Genomic DNA, 19035 nt, shown 5'->3' with positions numbered 1-19035 from the left:
GGATCTCCCTCAGAAGTCGGTGGGGAGACCCTCGTGCAGCCGGGACGGCGCACCGGCGCCGTCGGGAACGTAGTCCGCCTCCACGGTGCGGGTCGCGTCCAGCTTCGCGGGCCGGTAGTAGTCGCTGCCCTGCCGCCAGTACCAGAGCATCGGGACGAGCCCGACGACGAGGCCGCCGATGCCGATCGTGATCGCGGCGCCGCTCAGCTCGCCCAGCGACTCGACGAAGATCCAGAACATGAACAGGGCCCCGAACAGCGGCCACAGCCCGCCGAGCACGAAGTCGGCCGCCGACTTCAGCAGCATCTTGCGGTAGGCGACGACCACCGCGAGGCCGGCGAGACCGTAGTAGACGGCGATCTGGAGGCCGATCGCCGAGATCGCGTCGGAGAGGATCTCGCCCATCGAGCCGAGTGCGTTCGAGGCGATGAACATCGCCAGCGCCACCCCGCCGACCACCACGATCGCCACCCAGGGCGTGTTCCATGTGCGGTGCACCCGGCCCAATCCGGACGGCATCGTACGGTCGCGGCCCATCGCGAACAGCGAGCGCGTGACCTGGATGAGCGTGGTCTCCAGGGTGGCGATGGTGGACAGCATCACGGACACGACGAGCAGCTTGCCGCCCCAGCCGGGCCAGACCTCCTCGCCCAGCGCCGCCAGCACGTTGGCGTCGTTCTCCTCGATCTGCTTCGAGCTCAGGATGACGTTCACCGCGATGGTGAACACCTCGAACAGCAGGAAGACGATGCCGACCCCGATCAGGCCGGCGAGTCCGGTCGTACGACGGCTGTTGCGGGTCTCCTCACTGAGGTTGCTGGTGACGTCCCAGCCCCAGTAGTAGAACGCGGCGAGCAGCGCGCCGGACGCGAACCCGGCCATGCCGTCGAAATGCGAGAAGCCGAGCCAGGACCAGTCGAAGGCACGGGCGTTGTCCGTGTGGAAGACGGCGAGCACCGCGAACAGCGCCAGAATGCCCAGCTCCACACCGGACATCAGCAGCTGGGCGCGGACGGTGAGCCGGGCGCCGCCGAGCACCACGCCCAGCATGACGAGGAACCACACCGCGCCGACCACCGTGGACAGCGCCGTGTTGTCGGCGAGCGTGTCGTCGAAGAGGGCCAGGGTCATCGACCCGGCCGGCAGCGAACCGGCCACCATGAAGATGGTCGCCGAGACGACCAGCGCCCAGCCGCTGATGAAGCCGAGGAACGGATGGAGCGTACGGCCCACCCAGGAGTAGCTGGCGCCCGCGTTGACGTCGATCCGGCTGAGGTAGCTGAACGCCAGGGCGATGCCGAGCATGGGTATCGCGCAGTACAGCAGGGCGGCCGGGCTGGCCAGTCCCACCGCGCCGACGAGGACGGCGGTGGTGGCGGCGAGCGAGTACGCAGGTGCGCTGCCCGCCACCGCCATCACCACGGTGTCGAACGTGCCGAGGACATTGGCCTGCAGTCCTCTGCCCCTGTTGTTGCTCATGGTCGTGCCGCTTTCCGGTCGTGCACGGCGCACGGGCGCCTGGCCCGACGGCGTACGGGTGGGGGGTGCGGACCCGCCTCGACCCGATGGAGGGTTGGCCTCGGGGTCAGGGGCCGGCCAGGAGGAACTCGGGCGTGGTGACAAGGGGGTGGTCGACACACCGGGCTGCCCAGCGTCGGCGTACGGTCACCGTGCGTGGGTGTGATGATAGCGGCACTCATTGACCTTTCAAGATGACCAACCGGTAACCTGCGCTGACCTGTTCGGATGCGGGTGAGGGGGTGGGGGCGCGGCCCGATCGACCACCGCGCGCCCCCGGTCGCGGTAGCGGTCCAGCAGTGTGCTGCGCTCGACGGCGTCGGCGATGTCGCCGCCCGGGACGCGGTGAGGCCCGCTCGGTGTCCGGCCTTGGGCATGCCCCCTCCGGGCGGGCTCCCTCCGGGCAGGCACGGAGGGAGTCGTGGACGGGGCTGAGCCCGGGCTCAGTTCCTGTTGCCTGCGCGCAGCCACGCGATGTAGTCGCCGACGGCTCGCTCGGTGTCGTACTCGGCCTGGTAGCCGGTGTCCTCCCGGAGACGGCTGATGTCCAGGACCAGGTGCGGTGCGTCGCCTCCGGCGGGGAGGCCGACCGACGCGTCGGGGACCACCTTTCTGATCGCCTCGATGATCTGGGCGTTGGTCGTGGCCCGGCCGGAGCCGACGTTGTACGTGCGATGGTTCAGTTTGTCCGCGAGCTGGAGCAGGGCGATCGCCCGCCCGGTGTCCTTCACGTAGTTGAGGTCGATCCCGTCCTCGGCGAAGGCCGGCCGCACGAGGCCGGAGAGGTCCGGGGCGGTGCCGTGGGCGGCGGCGTGGATGAGGGCGGGTGCGGCGAAGAACGGGTCGGGATGGCCGAGCGGGCCCCAGGTGCCGGAGACGCGATAGCTGACGATGTCGATGCCGGTGGTGTCGGCGAGGAATCCGCCGAGCATTTCGCCGACCTTCTTGAAGGTGGGGATCGAGACCGGTGCGCTCATCGACAGCGGGGTGTCCTCGCGGAGCGGTCCGTCGTTCCGGGCGCCGAGGTAGACCCCGATCGTGCTCGCGACACCCAGCCGCCGCACGCCCCACTCCTGCGCGGCCTGCGCGATGTTCAGCAGTCCGCCGATCGCCTGCCGTGTCGCCTCGACCGGCGCGTCGGGGACGGGAGGCCAGGGGACGGACCCGGCCAGGTGCACGATGCCGGTGATGCGGTGGCGGTGGCCGATCGCGAGCAGGGCTTCGCGATCGGTGACGTCAGCCTGCTCCACCGCTACTTGTGCCCCGGAGAGCACGGCCGGGAGTTCAGAGGTGCGGCGCTGGACCACGACGCAGTCCTCGCCCAGGTCGAGCAGTGCTCGTACGGTGTGGGATCCGATGAAGCCGAACCCTCCGGTGACGAGGATCATCGTCTGTCCTTTCAGGAATCATTCTGATCGTGCGCGGTGTCGACGATCGCGTCGAACGCCCGCCGGGGGACCCGTTCTTCACTTGCTCTGCAGCTTCCCCAGCGGGTCGGGGTCGTCCTCCAGGGCGGTGACCGCCGCGTTCCAGCCGGTGTCCTCGGAGTGCAGGGCGCTGCGGAGGAAGGCCGTGGTGAGCCGCTGGATCAGGGCGACACGCGCGGGGTTCTCGTCCGTCGTCTCGGCGGCCTCGTACCCGGAGACGCCGCCCAGCGAGTGCTCGGCCCCGAACAGCGTGAGGAGCGTCTGGCCGCCCGGGCCGTGGGTGTAGGGATCGGTGAACCAGTCCGGCCCGCGAGTGGACAGCTGGGACCGGTCGTTGTCACCGGCGACGATGAGAGCCGGCGGCGTCATGGTGTCGAAGGACGGCTTCATGAAGGGGAAGTGCTCGGCGGCGAACGGGGTCAGGTCGTCGCCCAGGCCGGTCAGGGCGAGCAGGACACCCGCCTTGACCCGGGGATCGGACATGTCCTCGCCGGGACGGCCGTCGGAGCCGAGGACACGCGCGCCCACCAGCGCGCTCGCCGTCTGCGCTCCCCAGGAGTGCCCGCCGACAGCGATGCGGCTGCGGTCCACCCGACCGCCGAGTCCGGGCACGGACGCTTCCAGCACGTCGAGCCCGTCCAATGCGCGCTTGAGGTCGTCGATACGGATGCGCCAGATCCGCGGCGTACGGGGGTCCTCGGCAGGGAGGCCGAGGGTCCTGGAGTCGAGGTGAGTGGGCTGCAGGACCACGAAGCCGTGCGCGGCCCAGTGGTCCGCCAGCGGCGCGTAGCCGTTCATCGACGAGCCGAAGCCGTGCGAGAAGACGATGACGGGCAGATCACTGCCGGTCACGGGGGCGGACACACGGACCTGGAGGTCCTCACCGCGGCCCGGGACGGGCAGGACGACCGGCTTCGCGGACACGACCGTGGTGGGCCCGTCCGCACGCTGCTGCGCGTTCGTGGTGTTCGAGTCGGACATGGAAGTGCCTTCCGTTCAGGTTCTTCGCACCCTCGGGTCGATGGGGCCGGCGGTCGGTGGCGCCACGAACCGGGTCGCGGGCCGCGGAGGGGGCGAGATGCGTTTCTGATGCGCAGCCATGTCGACGCCGGGTGTCGGCGACGGTGTGCGGTGGGGCGTGATGGCAGTGGACGGCCTGGTCGGCGGTCCCCCGGGTCTGCCATCATGGCTGAACCGGAACCTTGCTCCGCAAACGATACGGAACGCCGTTCCGCTTTGCAAGGTCGGTCATGGAAGGAGTGCCGCGGTGAACGACGGCGGACAGCGTGCGGGAAGCGCGGCCGGATCCAAGCGCAAGGACGCCCGGCGCAATCAGCAGACGCTGCTGGACGCGGCGGCCGCGGTCTTCGTCGCCTCGGGTGTGGACGCACCCGTGCGTGACATCGCGGCCGAGGCCGGCGTCGGGGTGGGCACGGTCTACCGTCACTTCCCCACCCGGGCGGACCTCGTCATCGCCGTCTACCGCCACCAGGTCGACGCCTGCGCCGAGGCCGGCCCGGCCCTGCTGGCGACCGGTCCGTCACCGCATGCCGCCCTCGAAGGGTGGGTCGATCTCTTCGTCGACTTCCTGGTCACCAAGCACGGGCTCGCCGCCGCGCTGCAGGCCGACAGTGCCGGTTTCGAAACTCTGCACGCCTACTTCCTCGACCGCCTCCTGCCGGTGTGCGGCGAGCTCCTCGACGCTGCCGCCGCGGCGGGCGAGATCCGCTCCGACCTCACCGCGTACCAGCTGATGCGCGGTATCGGAAACCTCTGCATCGGCGCCGAAAGTGATCCCCGCTACGACGCACGCCGGCTGGTCGAGTTCCTGATCGCAGGACTGCGCCTGCCGCGCTGACCGTGGCCCCGTGAAGGGCGAGGTCCTTGCCTCAAGGGTCCTGTGCCCGAGCGGGATCGGGCAGCGCCCGGCTCGCCGTGCCGCTCACGCACCGGCACGGTCGCCGGCACCTGCCCGGGCCATCGCCGAGGTGCTGATCGACGCTTGCCGCAGTGCGCCGAGGGGCATCGACGACGGTGCCGTCACAAGAGACGGTGCCATCGCTTAAGGACGGTGCCATCGCGAAAGGGTGGTGCCGTCACAAAGGATCGAGGCTAACCCTCAGTATCTGCGCCCGCGGGTTCGGCCGCGGCGCGCACGAGGTTCTGCTCCAGGTGCTCCAGGGTGCGCAGGGCCGCGGCGCGTTCGTCGTCCGAGAGGCCCGCCGTCGAGATCTCCTCGAGCTGACTCCAGACCCGCTCCACCTCGCGGCGCAGAGCTTGGCTGGCTGTTGTGGGTTCGATGAGCGAGGCGCGCTTGTCGGTGGGCGAAGGCCGGCGGCGGACGAAGCCGGCCTGTTCCAGGCGCCGGACGGTGCGGGTCATGGTGGCGGCGTCGGAGTCCATCAGCCGCACCAGGTCGGCCTGCCGCTGGGGGCCGAGTTCCCACAGGTGCATCATCACCAGCTCCTGGCCCGGGTGGAGGCCGATGCGGCGCAGCAGCTGTCCCGCGAACATGCGGTGCAGGCGGGCCAGACGAAAGATCGCATGACTGACCGGCCCGCCTCTGGCGGCGCCCGGCATCGGGACGGTGGCCTCCCGCCCCGTCCCCGCGGCGCTGTTCCCGGCCTCCGGCGTGGACTGCGTCATCTCTTCCTCAGCTTTCCTGCTTGGTCAGCGTGATTCTACTGCGGGCCTGAGCCTCGTGGATGTGTTCGGGGCGGCCAGGAGTGAATGGCCAGGTGGGGAGCCTGTTACCTGCTTCGCATGTGGTCCTGGGAATGGACTTTCCGACTTACCTGTTCGGACAGGTGATTTACTTGTTCGGACAGGCATCGGCTGCCTCCGGTCGCGGAGCACCTGTGCCGCAGAGCGTCACCTATCCCGAGGAAGAGACCATGACCACTGCCTTCGAACCGATCGTCCTGGGCGGCAAGCGCCTGACCAGCCGCATCGCAATGGCTCCGATGACCCGCAGCCGTGCGTTCGGGCCCGGCGCCGAGCCGACGGAGCTCATGGCGACGTACTACGCGCAGCGCGCCGGCGCCGGGCTGATCGTCACCGAGGGCGTCCAGCCCTCGCCGGTCGGCCAGGGCTACCCCGACACCCCCGGCCTGCACACGCCCGGCCAGGTACAGGCATGGCGGACGGTGACCGACGCCGTGCACCGCGAAGGCGGTGCGATCTTCGCCCAGCTGATGCACACCGGCCGGATCGGCCACCCCAGCCTCCTGCCCGAGGGCCTGGTGCCGGTCGCGCCGTCGGCGGTGGCCGCCAAGGGCCAGGTGTACACCCACGAGGGGCCGAAGGACTTCGTGACGCCGAAGGAGTTGAGCGAGGCGGAGATCCGGCGGACGGTCGACGACTTCACCGCAGCGGCGCGCAACGCCGTCGAGGCCGGATTCGACGGCGTGGAACTGCACGGCGCCAACGGCTACCTCATCCACCAGTTCCTCGCCCCCGGCACCAACCGGCGCACCGACGCCTGGGGCGGCGGCACCGAGGGCCGGATCCGGTTCGCGGTGGAGGTCGTCACGGCCGTGGCCGAGGCGATCGGGAGCAACCGGGTCGGCCTGCGGATCTCGCCCGGCAACCCGTTCAACGACATCGCCGAGGACAACCCGGGTGAGGTCTACGAGGCGCTGCTGGACCGCCTCGCCGCCCTGGACCTGGCCTATCTGCACCTCATGGAGGGGCCGGACCGCTCCCTGACCGCGCGGCTGCGCAAGGCTTGGCGGAGCACGTTCGTCCTCAACCCGTTCACCCATCCGGACGTCACCGGTCCCGACGCGCTGAAGCTGGTCGAGGACGGGGCGGCGGACATGGTCGCCTACGGGGCGCTGTTCCTGGCCAACCCCGACCTCCCGGCCCGCCTGGCCGCCGGCGGTCCGTTCAACACCCCGGACCAGTCCACCTTCTACGGCGGCGACCACCGCGGCTACACCGACTACCCCACGCTCACCGCCTGAGCGGCGAGGCCGCCTCCGTGGCCGCGCGTTGCGTCGGAGCGTCCGCCGTTCCCCCTCTTCCGCCCACCTCCACCTGGGAGTTCACGATGTCCAGAGCGATCACCTTCTCCGAGTACGGCGCGCCCGAGGTGCTGCAGCTGTCCGAGGTCACCCCGCCGGAGCCGGGCCCGGGTCAGGTCCGTATCCGCGTGCGGGCCGCCTCGGTCAACCCTCTCGACATGAAGATCCGGTCCGGACTGATGGCCGGCACGGTCCCCGCGCACTTTCCCGTGATCCCCGGCCTGGACGCGGCCGGTGTCGTCGACTCGGCCGGCGAGGGAGCCGCGGTGGCCGTGGGCGACGAGGTCCTCGGTGCCACGGTCGGCGGCAGCTACGGCGAACATGCCCTGCTCGACGGGGCAGTGGCCAAGCCCGAGGGCTTGTCGTGGGAGGTCGCCGCCTCGCTGGTCACGGTCGGCCGCACCGCGTTGCGCGTTCTCGGGCAGCTGGGTGTGCAGCCGGGGCAGACCCTGCTCGTCCACGGCGCCGCAGGCAGCGTGGGCTTCCTCGCGGTCCAGCTGGCCGCCGCACGCGGCATCACCGTCGTCGGCACGGTCGGCGAGTACGACATCGAGCGCGTCACCGCGTTCGGAGCCACCGCCGTCCGCTACGGCGACGGCTGGGCGGAGCGGGTGAAGGCCGCCGCCCCGGGCGGGGTGGACTTCGTCCTCGACGCCTCCGGCGCCGGCGTCCTCGCCGACTCCGTCGGCCTGACCGGCGACCCGGGGAAGGTCATCACCATCGCGGACCTGTCCGCCGCGCAGCACGGCGTGCGCTTCAGTGCCGGTACCGCCGACCAGGGCGGCCAGTTGCTGCCGGAGCTGGTCCAGCCGGCCGCCGCAGGCAAGCTCGCCGTGCCGATCTGGCGCACCTACCCCCTGACCGAAGCGGCGCGGGCCCACGCCGACCTGGAAGCCCACCGTAACCACGGCAAGGCCGTCCTGCTGCCCTGACCCTCCGGTACCGCCGCCTCGCGTCGCGGGGACGAACGGGGCGGCCCCTGGGGCCGCGGCCGGCCTCCCGGCCGGCTGCGGCCCACCCGCTCAGTCGCCGAGGTGGTCGATCTGGCGCAGCCTGTTCGTCGCGTCCAGGGCGGCCACCTTGTACGACTCCGCCAGCGTCGGGTAGTTGAACACCGCGTCGACCAGATAGTCGACCGTGCCGCCGCAGCCCATCACCGACTGCCCGATGTGGATCAGCTCGGTGGCGCCCGTGCCGAAGCAGTGCACGCCGAGCAGCGTGCGGTCCACCGGGGACACCAGCAGCTTCAGCATGCCGTGGGAGTCCCCGATGATCTGGCCCCGCGCCAGCTCCCGGTAGCGGGCGATGCCCACCTCGAACGGCACGCGGTCCTCGGTGAGTTGATCCTCGGTCCGGCCGACGAAGCTGATCTCGGGGATGGTGTAGATCCCGATCGGCTGGAGGTGGTGCATCCGCCCGGTCGGCTCCCCGCACGCGTGGTAGGCCGCCGCCCGGCCCTGCTCCATGGACGTCGCCGCGAGGGCCGGGAAGCCGATGACGTCACCGACGGCGTAGATGTGCGGCACCTCGGTGCGGTAGTGCTCGTCCACCTCGATCCGGCCACGCGCGTCCGCCGTCAACCCCGCCTTCTCCAGGGCGAGTTCCGCGGTCAGGCCCTGGCGGCCCGCCGAGTACATCACCGTGTCGGCGGGTATCTTCTTGCCGCTCTCCAGCACGGTCAGCGTGCCCCGGGCATGCCGCTCGACGGCCGCGACGGTCTCTCCGAACCGGAAGGTGACGGCGAGGTCCCTGAGGTGGTACTTGAGCGACTCCACGACCTCGACATCGCACAGATCCAGCATCGCGGGCCGTTTCTCCACGACCGTCACCTTGCTGCCGAGCGCGGCGAACATCGAGGCGTACTCCATGCCGATCACCCCCGCGCCCACGATCACCATCGAGCGCGGCACCCGCTCCACCGAGAGCACGTTGTCCGAATCCATGATCGTGCGCCCGTCGAACTCCACACTGCCCGGGCGGGCCGGCCGGGTGCCGGTGGCGATCACGATGTGCTCGGCGTTCAGCAGCCGTTCGTTGCCGGTGACCTCGTCGCGCAGGGCGACGGTGTGCGGGTCGGTGAACCGGCCGGTTCCCGAGTAGAGGGCCACCTGGTTGCGGGACAGCTGGCTGCGGACCACGTCCACCTCCCGGCCGACCACGTGCCGGGTGCGCGCGGTCAGGTCGGCGACGGTGATGTCCTCCTTGAGGCGGTAGCTCTGCCCGTACAGATCGCGCTGGGTGAGGCCGGTCAGGTACAGCACGGCCTCGCGCAGTGTCTTGGAGGGGATGGTGCCGGTGTGGAGGGAGACCCCGCCGAGCATGTCGGGGCGGTCGACGACGGCGACCCGGCGGCCGAGCTTGGCCGCGGCGATGGCGGCCTTCTGACCGCCGGGTCCGGATCCGATGACGAGCATGTCGAAGTCGGGCACCCTCCGGAGTCTGGCAGCGGTCGGGTGCCGCGCGGAAGGCCCGCGTCGCCGCTGCCCGGTTCGGTCGTCGCTAGGCCGGATACGGGTCGTAACAGTCCAGGGCCGGATGGTAGAGCACTTGCCAGGTGTGACCCTCGATGACGCCGTTCGACGGCAGGCCGTGGCAGCCCTGGATCCACTTGACCTTCTTCAGCATGACCGAGTCGAAGACCCCGTCGAGGGCCAGCTTGGGCGGCTGGCCTCCCCACACGTTGCTCAGGCATTGCGCCTGCTTGACCGCGACACCGGTGTCACCGTGCTTGAGCGTGGGTCGTAGCGTCGATGACGTGTAGGAACACTGATCGGGGGCGGCCGCGGCGGCATGGGGCGCTCCCAGGACGACTGCTGAGGCTGTGCACAGCGCCGCGCCCCAGGTGACCAGAACGCTCTGTCTCATGCCGCTCCTTCCGGTCCGGCCACTTGCTGGGAAGCTCGGTGTCCGGGGCGATCGGTATCCCCATAATCTCGCATATTCCGGAGCATTCGCGAGTTACGACCCGTTCGATCGTGGCGCCGGTCTCAGGAGGGCGGGACAACGTGAGAGCGTGCCGCCGGCCGGGCGGCACGCTCTCACGTCGAGGCGGGAGCGGGGGAGAACGGTGGCGGCCGTTCTCCCCGCTCGAAGGTTCAGCGCAGGCGCAGTGCCTCGCGGATCGTGGTGAACAGGTCGGTCTGGTTGGTGACGCCGAGGACGCGGTAGGCCTGCGGGCCCTGGGCGGCGATGCGGACCTGGGTGCCGGTGTGCTCCTGGGACTGCCCCGGGGTGTTGGTCGAGTAGTTGACCTTCAGCTGCTGGCCCTCGTTGGTGACGAGCGTGGAGGACAGACCGGGCGGGGTGGCCTCCAGCGGGACGATCTGGCTGGTGTGGCCGTGGTCGGCGGTGGTGACGACGAGGGTGTCGGGGTGCTTGGCCGCGTAGGCGCGGGCGACCTTCACCGCGCGGTCGAAGGCCGCGGTCTCGCCGATCTGGCCGCAGGGGTCGGCCGCGTGGTCCTGCTTGTCGATCGAGGCGCCCTCGATCTGCAGGAAGAAGCCCTGCTTGGAGTGCCTCTGCTTCTGCTTGGCCTCCAGCAGCTGGATCGCCTTGGTGGCGGAGTCCGCGAGGCTCGGAGTCGTCGACGGGCGGCTCGGGTTGGAGGTCACGCACCGCTGCGGGTCCGTGCCGCCCTGGGCCGCCGGCTTGCCGGTCCACTCCACCGGCACATTGCCGGTGGCGAACAGGCCCAGCACCGGCTTGCCCGCCTGTACGTTCTTCAGGCCCTTGCTGTCGGTGACGACCCGGTAGCCGAGCTTGCGCGCCTGCTCGGTGACGGTGAGCCCCTTGTACTTGCCTTCGGTGACCTTCTGGTCGAAGCGCTGCTTGCCGCCGCCGAGGAGGACGTCGACCTTGTGGTTGACGGACTGCTCGGCGATCGAGCCGGGGCCGCCGGCGGCGATCGTGTCGGTGGGGCACTTGGCCATGTCGGCCGGGCCCTGGCAGGAGCGGTCGGTGGCGTGGGAGGCCAGCACGGCCGGGGTGGCGTCGGTGAGTTCGGCGGTGGTGACGCTGCCGGTGGCGTAGCCCTTCTTCTGGGCCAGCTCCAGGAGGGTGCGGACGGCCTTGTCGGTGCCGGGCGTCTTGGAGATGCGGCCGTTGACCGTCTTCACACCGGTGGCCCAGCCGGAGCCGCTGGCGGCGGAGTCGGTGACGTAGTCCGGGGTGCCGTCGGCGTGGACCGCGTACGTGGTGTAGGCGCCGGTCAGCGGAAACTTGTCCATGTTCAGGCGGCCGTTGGCGCCGACCGTGTAGTCGCGGGCGAGGGTGATCTCCGAGTCGCCCATGCCGTCGCCGATCAGCAGGATGACGTTCTTCGCCTTCCCGCCCTGGATCGCGCCCTTCGCCTCCTGCGCGCTGTCGAAAGCGCCGGCGGCGGTGGTGACGGCCACGGCGGCCGTGGTCGCGGCGACCAGCGCAGTAGCGATCGTGAGGTGACGGCGGGTGGGTCTGAGCATGAATACGACTCCTTGAAGCGTCCGGCCCGCGGATGCGGTGACCAACGCGGGCCAGATCACCATGTGTTGGCAAAGACGAGGTAAACGGCTGCGGATCTCCACGAAACATTCCAAGATCGTTTCCGCAACCGCGAACAGATCCGGGAACGGCCTGCTCGAACAGATCCTGGAAACGGCCTGTTCACAGAGACCCTGGAATGCTCCGTATCGCCGGCTCTCGGCCTCGGCAGCAGCAGCGGTCTGCCGGGGCCGGGTTCTGTCCGTGCCGGGTCACTTCACGAAGCGGTACTTCAAGTGGGTGGCGAGGGGCGTGTCGACCACCCTGACCGGTTCGAGGTTCCGCCGGCAGGCGCCACGCCCCTCGAAGAGCCGCAGCCCCTCTCCGAGGAGCGCGGGCACCACGTGCAGCTGCAGCTCGTCGATGAGCCCCGCTCCGAGGTACTGCTGCACCGTGCTCGCCCCGCCCGCGATGTCGACGTTCCTGTCCCCGGCGGCGGCCTTCGCACGGTCCAGGGCGCTGTGGATGCCGTCGGTGACGAACGTGAAGGTGGTGCCGCCTTCCTTGACCAGGGCCGGCCGGGGGAGATGGGTGAGCACGAACACCGGGGCCCGGAACGGTGGGTTGTCACCCCAGAACTCCTCGCCCGTGTCGTACATCATCCGGCCCATGACCACCGCACCGGTGGCATCGAACCACTCGCGCATCAGCTCGGAGTCACGGTTCTCGTCACCGCCGGTCATGCCCTGGCGCTGCCGCCAGCCGGCCAGGTTGTGGATCCACTCGAAGAGCGGCTCGGCGCCGTTGCCTCCCGGGTTGTCGATGGCCACGTCGGTGCCGGCGACGTAGCCGTCGAGGGAGATGGCCATATCCGCGGTTACGGTCACGATGGGGTGCTCCTGAAGTCCTGGGACGTGCTGCCCTCACTCTCACGTCGATCGGGAACCGGCGCATTCGACACTCCCGGCGATACGTGAGAGTCCCCACCAGCCGGAGGCAGGCGGGGGCCAGGGGTGTGACGCCCCATCAGGACCCGGAAGCGCCGTCACGACGACGAGTCCGGTGACACCCACTGCGGCGAGGGCGGGGATGTGCTCCGGTACGCCGTCGCTCAGCGTGACGGCGACCGTGAGCGGTCGAAGGTACGGCCGTGGCGGGCGCATTCATCGGCGGGAACACGAGCACCACATGCTCACCGCACCAGAGCCTCGCGAAACCGTGGGTGCGGCTGTCGCCACTGCACGGATCACTTCTGGACGGGCGCCGTCACCGATACCGGGCGCGTGCGACCCCACCCGCATTCGACACCTCCTGGCGTCACTCCAGGTGCGATGCGCGGACAGGCTCAGGTGATGTGGCGCGCCGCGCGCGAACGCGGCGGCGCAGGTCGCCCGGACGGGCGAGGCCAGAGCCCCTGCCCACTCCGTGACGCGGGCCCCGGGCGGGGAGTCCGGCGTCAGTGAGCATGCCGGGCCGGCCCTCGCCCTGCGTGGCTACCGTGCGGTAAGCACGATGTAAGGTCTGTCCGGCGAGGCGCGCCGACCGGACCATCGGCAGTGCCTTCGCTCACGTCGAGCCACGCAGGACGCATCGAACGACGCATCTGACGCAGCGCTCAATCATGATTTCTGGAGAGCTGATGCGTTGTGCCCTGCCCTTGGTCGCTGTTGCAGCGATGCTGTGCGCGGGCTGTGGTGCGGGCGGCGGTGCGAAATCCAAGACCGACTCGTCCTCCCCGGACCACGGGTCTGTGGTGCGCACAGCGGTGGCCAAGACCGGTAGGACGACCGCCCGCCTGGACGAGCGCATCGAGATCTCGGGCGGAGGCGACGAGTACGTGCTCACCGTCACCGGCGGCTTCGACTTCGCCCGCGACCGGGGCTCCCTCGCCGTCGACTTTCCGCAGGGCGCCGTCGCTCACGTCATGGAGACCTTCGCGGACGACAAGGTCTATGTCCGGGGCGCGTCCGGTGTCGCTGCCGAGGCATGGGGAGTGACGTCTCGCGACAAGGCCGAGGCGCACTACGCCCTCCGGGCCCCACTGAACGACCCGGAGCACGTGTTCCGCCAGATATCGGCCATGGAACGGGTCTCCCGTGAAGGTGAGGAGACCGTCCACGGTGTGCGGGCCGTGCACTACCGCGGCATGCTCGATCACAAGGCCCTCACGCTGAGGCTGGCCCGGGACGTGCGCGAGAAGATGGATCAGGCCCGGGACATCATGGGCGACGACCTTCCGGTCTTCGCGGACGCGTGGGTCGACGGCGGCGGACGACTCGTACAGACACGCATGACCATGAACCTGGCCGGTGGCCGGGTCAAGGTGACCATGGCGCTGTCCGAACTCGGCGCGCCGGTACGAGCGACGACCCCTCACCGCGGGGACACGGTCCCGGTCACCAGCACGAGCGGTGTTCTGAGCGGCTGAGCGACAACCGTCCACGCGCCGCACGCGGCCGTCCGCTCCGCCCCTCGAACGACACCGTGACGGCCCGGCGCGGAGCAGCTTGACCAACCGGACATCTCGGGTCGGCATCGTTCGACGAGCGGTCAGTACACCCGGGCGATCACCGGCGGGTGCTCGTGGGAGGCCGGGCAGTGGTAGATCTGCAGTTTCTCGTCCCCCAGGTCCACCCCGGTGGGATCACCCACCGGTGGGTAGCACCGCCGGTCCTCGGCATCGGCGTCCTCGACCGGACGCCAGCCGCCTTCGTCGTGTCCGTTCCACTCGGCGAGACCGATGGTGAACAGAGGTTGGGCCACGGCACCGCATCCGCAGTGGGGTGGATCGGCGGGTTCTTCCTCGTGCCAGGCGGCAGCACCCCATCCGCCGGCCTTCCAGCCCGGTGCCGACGCGAACGCGTTGTAGTGGTGGCCGGTGTCCTCCTGCCAGGCACGCACGCGTGCGCCGACGGCGGCGGGCAGCTGGTTGAGCGCCGGGTACTCGATGACCTGTTCCGGGTGCAGGACGCAGGGCGCGGGCCAGTATGCCTCCAGCTCGATCACACTCGGCTCCGGCGGCCGGGAAAGTACGGCCGTGACCTGGTCGGCACGGCGCCGCCGGAGGTGGACGGCAGGGATGTCGTCGTCATGGTCCATGAACGGGCACCACAGGATCTGCAGCAGGTCCGCGCCGTCGGGCCAGGGCAGAGCCGGGACGTCGCGGGCGTAGAGCTGAGCCACGGGCAGCAGCGGTACCGGGTCGGTGTAGGGGCTGTCGATCTCCTTCTCTTCGTTCCGGTCGAAGATCGTCTCCTCCTCGGGGGTGTGCGCCTCGTCCTCCGGCCGTGACCACCGGGCGACCGTGACGTGATGCGCGGCACGCACCGCCTCCAGCTCCCATACGCTGCTCACCTCGTGCGACCCCGTGCAGGTCGGCCACGGTTCGTCGCGCGGCCACAGCAGCGGGCCGCCCACCGAACTGTCCTGGACCGTGGGCGAACCGGTCCGCGGATGCAGCCGGGTCACGGTCCTCGCCGTCGTGGCCAGCTGCGGGACCACCGCTGCCACTTCCCACGGGCGTGCCGGCGTCGTACGCGTCATGACGTCCCCTCTCCCATGCCTCGGACCATGGAAGCAGGCACCACTGACACGCAGTTCTTCTCCTGGTTCCTCTCCTGTTGACCGGCGAGAGAGTCCGGTGTCCGGTCGCCTTTCCCGAACAGGCTCGACCGCGCTCTTGGAAGAGCTGTCCGAGGGCGTGCGGAGAACTCGGCCCGCCACAGGCCGATCATCACTCGATGCTGACGGACCTCAACACCCACTACCCTCCGTGCCCGGCCCCTCGCCGGCTGAGCGCATGACACCGGCCAGGACGCCGATGGACCGGGCGCCGGGCGGGCACACCCCCCGCGTGACCGGCGCACCCACCCTGCCCGGCGCCTCCCCGTTGTGCTCGACGCTTCCCGGACCGCCCTAGGGCAGCAGCTTCTCCATGGCCGCCGGGCCCTCGGTCTCCAGCTTGCGGCGCGCCCAGTCGAGGTTCGCCGGAGTGACGTCCCTGCCCGCCGCCATCACCAGATCCTCCGGGGTGAACTTCGCGGGTGCGGAGTGGAGCAGGGCGTCCGGGGTGCGGTGGTCGTCGGACGACCGGGACTCTTCGGGTGTGGATGTCGACATGATGCCTCCTCCTCGGTCCGGATGACCGCATCCGTGCCGGTGCCGCCGAACGGGGCACACTCTCACCATTCCCCGCCTCGGCGCACCCTGCATCCGGAAGGCGCCGCGGGGCCGGGTCGGGGAACTCCTGCCCACCCCGCGGCGCGGCACTCGCCTCTAAGCTGGAGAGCAGCCCGCACTCCGCACCGGGAGGCCTGAGCGATGGCCGAGATGCCCTTCCAGCAGGACTTGTCCGGGAGCCCCCGCTACCTGCCGATCGCCGAGCACGGCCTGATCGGTGACCTGCGCAGTGTCGCCCTGGTCGGCACGAACGGCACGATCGACTGGTACTGCTGCCCGTCCTTCGACGCCCCCAGTGTCTTCGCTGCCGTCCTGGACGCCGAGCGCGGCGGCCGCTTCGAGCTGGCCGCCGCCGTACCGGCGCGCACCAAGCAGTTCTACTTCCCCGACACCAATGTGCTGATCACCCGCTTCTTCACCGAGGACGGCGTCGGCGAGGTGCAGGACTTCATGCCCGTCTGCTGCGACTCGTCGGGCGAGGTGCGCCGGCACCGGCTGATCCGGCGCGTGGTGTGCGTCCGCGGCACCGTGCCGTTCCGGGCCCTGATCGCCCCGCGCTTCAATTACGGCGCCGACCCGCACACCCTGCGCTCCCTGGACGGCATGGTCGTCTTCGAGTCCCCGGGGCGCTCCCTGGGGCTCACCTCCACGGTCGCGGTGGAGAACGACGGCCGCGACGTGTGGACCGACTTCAAGCTGGCCGAGGGCGAGACGGCGGTGTTCGCCCTCGACCAGATCGGCGAACAGGTGTTGCCCCGCGGCTGCGCCCACGCCGAGGCCGAACACGAGTTCAACGCCACCGTCACCTACTGGCGGCGCTGGCTGCACCAGTCCCGCTACCGGGGCCGCTGGCGGGAGATGGTGCACCGCTCCGCCCTCACCCTCAAGCTCCTCACCTACGCTCCGACCGGGGCCATCGTCGCCGCGCCCACCACCAGCCTGCCCGAGCAGCTCGGCGGCGAGCGCAACTGGGACTACCGCTATGTATGGGTCCGCGACGCCGCCTTCGCCGTCTACGCGCTGCTCAGGCTCGGCTTCAGCGGCGAGGCCGAAGCCTTCATGAAGTTCGTGACCACCCACGTCAGCCCCGGCGGCGGAGACGGGTCCGGCCCGCTGCAGATCATGTACGGCATCGACGGCCGCGCCGACCTGCCCGAACGAGAACTGCCCCACCTGGAGGGACACCAGGGCTCCGCCCCGGTCCGCGTCGGCAACGACGCCGCCCACCAGCTGCAGCTGGACATCTACGGCGCCCTGATCGACTCCGTCTATCTCTACGACAAGTGGGCCGAGCCCATCTCCAGCGGCCAGTGGGACGACCTGTGCCAGTTGGTGGACTGGGTCTGCGACAACTGGGACCAGCCCGACGAGGGCGTGTGGGAGACCCGCGGCGGCCGCAAGAACTTCCTGTACTCGCGGCTGATGTGCTGGGTGGCCGTCGAGCGCGCCATCCGCCTTGCCAACCGCCGCGGCCTGCCGGCCGACCTGCCCCGCTGGCGCCAGTCCCGGGACACCATCTACCGACGGATCATGGACCGCGGCTGGTCGGAGCGCCGTAACGCCTTCGTCCAGTACGAGGGCGCCGATGTGCTCGACGCCTCGGTGCTGATGATGCCGCTGGCCAAGTTCATCGCGCCCACCGACCCCAAGTGGCTGTCCACCCTGGACGCCCTGGGCGAGGACCTGGTCTCCGACTCCCTTGTCTACCGTTACGACCCGCAGGCCAGCCCCGACGGGCTGCGCGGCGACGAGGGCACCTTCTCGATCTGCTCCTTCTGGTACGTCGAGGCTCTGGTGCGGGCCGGCCGGCTCGACGAGGCCCGGCTGGCCTTCGAGAAGATGCTCACCTACGCCAACCATCTCGGCCTGTACGCCGAGGAGATCGGCCGCACCGGCGAGCAACAGGGCAACTTCCCGCAGGCGTTCACCCACCTGTCCCTCATCAGCGCCGCCTTCAACCTCGACCGCGCCCTCGGCTGACAACCCCGCGTGTCCCGGTCCGAAACGGGCAGACAGCTGCCGCGCCCGCGGCTGTGCGGCGGCCGACCGCCGCCTCCGCTCAGGCGAACCGGGAACTCGGGACGGGCCCGGCGGAACCCAGGCGGGTGCGCTCGCCGGTCAGCCACGTGCTCCGCACGGCCGTGGCGAACGCGGCGAACGCCTCGTCGGGATCCGCCGGACCCTCGCCGTCCCCGTCGTCCGGGGTCGGGTCGGCCGCGGCGATCCCGGCGGCGATCTCCGCCTCCGGACGATCGTCCGGCGCACCCTGTTCGATACCGCCCTCCGCGCCCTGGCGCAGGTGCCCGTCCCAGGGTGCCGACACCGACTGGTGCAGCACCCCGGCGCTGTCCGGGGTGACGGCGGGCGCGTCGGTCCAGCAGCTCGCGTGCTCGTGCAGCACCTGTCCGGGCACACGCTCGTACAGCTGCCCGATGATGTCCGGGCCGTCCTCGTGCGCCGCCACACGGTTGAGGTCGTACGCCACGACCACCGTGTCCTCACGGCCGGGCGCGAACGGCTCGGCCGGCAGGTCCAGCACCTTGGCGGCGGCCAGTCCCAGGATCCGCGAGTCACGGTCGGGCAGCAGCGACACGGACCGCGGCCGCACCCCGGCCGCCGCCGGCAGCGCCCGCAGCCGCAGCAGGCCCCGAAGGCACAGCTCCGGGCTGTCCTGCAGCCAGGCGTAACGTCCGGTCATCCCCGCTGTGAAGCCGAACGGGGAGAGGGTGCCGAGCACCGTGCCGCCGATCGCGTACTGCCAGCCGCGCAGATCGGTCAGGTCCAGTGCGCCCGCCCGTTCGGCGTCGGCCGCACGGGCGAGCATCCGGCTCTGCCGGTCGCGCGCGGGCTGCCACTTGGCATCCTCGGGGTCGGACAGCAGCGCGTGCTCGCGGCGGGCCACGGCCAGATCGCCCGCCATGATCGCGTTGAACACCAGCAGATAGCGGTCCGGCCACTCCTCCAGCCCGCCCCCGAATCCGCTCAGTACAGCGACCGCGTCCCGATGGCGGCCCTCGTCCTCGTACGCCGACACCAGCTCGCGCAGCACGACACGCGCGCCCGGACTGTGCCGCAGGGTCTCGCGCAGAGCGGGGATCGCCAGGTACGAGACCCGGCGTTCGATGCAGGCGTACCCGAACTCGAAGAGCGCGCGGGGCTGTTCGGAGTCGGCCGCCAGCGCGGTCGCGGCCTGGGCGAGGTCGTCGAAGCCCGCCTCCCGGGCGGCCCGCCCCACCACCAGCGCCACCTCGGCGAGCGGCTGTTCCTCCCCGGCGACCCGCAACTGCCGCAGCGCCCCGGGGACATCGCCGGAATCCAGGGATTCCCAGGCCTCGAGGAGTTCGGGGGACTTCGGTCGGCGATTCCTGCGCGAGAACATGCCGGAGATCATCACCCGCGGCCTGATGTGTCCTCAACACAATTCTGCG

16 protein-coding genes are annotated in these 19035 nt (G+C 70.6%); 5 read left to right on the top strand and 11 right to left on the bottom strand.

All coding sequences use genetic code 11. The features are described from left to right. Positions 1-9 precede the first annotated feature (9 nt). The 3 genes from ACIRU3_RS33795 to ACIRU3_RS33785 form a co-directional block, all read right to left on the bottom strand. Complete coding sequence (locus tag ACIRU3_RS33795) at positions 10-1479, bottom strand: APC family permease (RefSeq protein WP_404064589.1); 1470 nt, start codon at positions 1477-1479, stop codon at positions 10-12. 482 nt (positions 1480-1961) lie between these two features. Then, positions 1962-2906: an NAD-dependent epimerase/dehydratase family protein gene (locus ACIRU3_RS33790; protein WP_404064587.1), complete on the bottom strand. Its 945-nt coding sequence runs from the start codon at positions 2904-2906 to the stop codon at positions 1962-1964. A gap of 78 nt (positions 2907-2984) precedes the next feature. Then, positions 2985-3926: an alpha/beta hydrolase family protein gene (locus tag ACIRU3_RS33785; protein WP_404064585.1), complete on the bottom strand. Its 942-nt coding sequence runs from the start codon at positions 3924-3926 to the stop codon at positions 2985-2987. Between the two features lie 286 nt (positions 3927-4212). Here ACIRU3_RS33785 and ACIRU3_RS33780 point away from each other — a divergent pair, with 286 nt between their 5' ends. Continuing rightward, entirely contained in the window at positions 4213-4803 is a 591-nt protein-coding gene (locus tag ACIRU3_RS33780) for a TetR/AcrR family transcriptional regulator (protein WP_404064582.1), read from the top strand. 254 nt (positions 4804-5057) lie between these two features. Here ACIRU3_RS33780 and ACIRU3_RS33775 read toward each other — a convergent pair whose 3' ends face one another. Further along, entirely contained in the window at positions 5058-5591 is a 534-nt protein-coding gene (locus tag ACIRU3_RS33775; RefSeq protein WP_404064580.1) for a MarR family winged helix-turn-helix transcriptional regulator, read from the bottom strand. 248 nt (positions 5592-5839) lie between these two features. Here ACIRU3_RS33775 and ACIRU3_RS33770 point away from each other — a divergent pair, with 248 nt between their 5' ends. Together ACIRU3_RS33770 and ACIRU3_RS33765 are read left to right on the top strand one after the other, a co-directional pair. Then, a complete protein-coding gene (locus tag ACIRU3_RS33770; protein WP_404064578.1) occupies positions 5840-6910 on the top strand; it encodes an alkene reductase in 1071 nt (356 codons plus the stop codon). An 86-nt stretch (positions 6911-6996) separates the two neighbouring features. After that, on the top strand, positions 6997-7902 hold the full coding sequence (locus tag ACIRU3_RS33765; RefSeq protein ID WP_404064576.1) for an NADP-dependent oxidoreductase: 906 nt from the start codon (positions 6997-6999) through the stop codon (positions 7900-7902). Positions 7903-7992: 90 nt separating this feature from the next. Here the strand turns inward: ACIRU3_RS33765 and sthA are convergent, their stop codons facing one another. The 4 genes from sthA to ACIRU3_RS33745 all read right to left on the bottom strand — a co-directional run bounded on the left by sthA (position 7993) and on the right by ACIRU3_RS33745 (position 12315). After that, complete coding sequence (gene sthA, locus ACIRU3_RS33760; protein WP_404064573.1) at positions 7993-9399, bottom strand: Si-specific NAD(P)(+) transhydrogenase; 1407 nt, start codon at positions 9397-9399, stop codon at positions 7993-7995. Between the two features lie 70 nt (positions 9400-9469). Continuing rightward, a complete protein-coding gene (locus ACIRU3_RS33755; RefSeq protein WP_404064570.1) occupies positions 9470-9835 on the bottom strand; it encodes a peptidoglycan-binding protein in 366 nt (121 codons plus the stop codon). Positions 9836-10065: 230 nt separating this feature from the next. After that, positions 10066-11430 carry an alkaline phosphatase gene (locus ACIRU3_RS33750; protein ID WP_404064567.1) on the bottom strand — a complete coding sequence of 455 codons (1365 nt, stop codon included), beginning with the start codon at positions 11428-11430 and terminating at the stop codon, positions 10066-10068. 270 nt (positions 11431-11700) lie between these two features. Further along, complete coding sequence (locus tag ACIRU3_RS33745) at positions 11701-12315, bottom strand: dihydrofolate reductase family protein (RefSeq protein WP_404064564.1); 615 nt, start codon at positions 12313-12315, stop codon at positions 11701-11703. A gap of 878 nt (positions 12316-13193) precedes the next feature. Between ACIRU3_RS33745 and ACIRU3_RS33740 the strand changes: the two genes are divergently transcribed. Continuing rightward, positions 13194-13856: a hypothetical protein gene (locus ACIRU3_RS33740; protein ID WP_404064562.1), complete on the top strand. Its 663-nt coding sequence runs from the start codon at positions 13194-13196 to the stop codon at positions 13854-13856. 122 nt (positions 13857-13978) lie between these two features. Here the strand turns inward: ACIRU3_RS33740 and ACIRU3_RS33735 are convergent, their stop codons facing one another. Next, a complete protein-coding gene (locus ACIRU3_RS33735) occupies positions 13979-14971 on the bottom strand; it encodes a hypothetical protein (RefSeq protein WP_404064558.1) in 993 nt (330 codons plus the stop codon). Between the two features lie 372 nt (positions 14972-15343). Next, the gene (locus tag ACIRU3_RS33730) at positions 15344-15547 is read right to left on the bottom strand and encodes a hypothetical protein (RefSeq protein ID WP_404064556.1); all 204 of its coding nucleotides are present in this window, start codon (positions 15545-15547) and stop codon (positions 15344-15346) included. A 201-nt stretch (positions 15548-15748) separates the two neighbouring features. Here ACIRU3_RS33730 and ACIRU3_RS33725 point away from each other — a divergent pair, with 201 nt between their 5' ends. Beyond that, the gene (locus tag ACIRU3_RS33725) at positions 15749-17587 is read left to right on the top strand and encodes a glycoside hydrolase family 15 protein (RefSeq protein WP_404064553.1); all 1839 of its coding nucleotides are present in this window, start codon (positions 15749-15751) and stop codon (positions 17585-17587) included. Positions 17588-17666: 79 nt separating this feature from the next. Here the strand turns inward: ACIRU3_RS33725 and ACIRU3_RS33720 are convergent, their stop codons facing one another. Then, complete coding sequence (locus ACIRU3_RS33720; protein ID WP_404064551.1) at positions 17667-18986, bottom strand: hypothetical protein; 1320 nt, start codon at positions 18984-18986, stop codon at positions 17667-17669. Between the last annotated feature and the right edge of the window lie 49 nt (positions 18987-19035).

Origin of the sequence: Streptomyces sp. NPDC101151 (assembly GCF_044768335.1) — a bacterium.
In the GTDB taxonomy this organism is placed as follows: Bacteria; Actinomycetota; Actinomycetes; order Streptomycetales; family Streptomycetaceae; genus Streptomyces.
The sequence above is the reverse complement of the archived record's forward strand: the minus strand, read 5'-3'. Positions and strand labels throughout refer to the sequence as shown.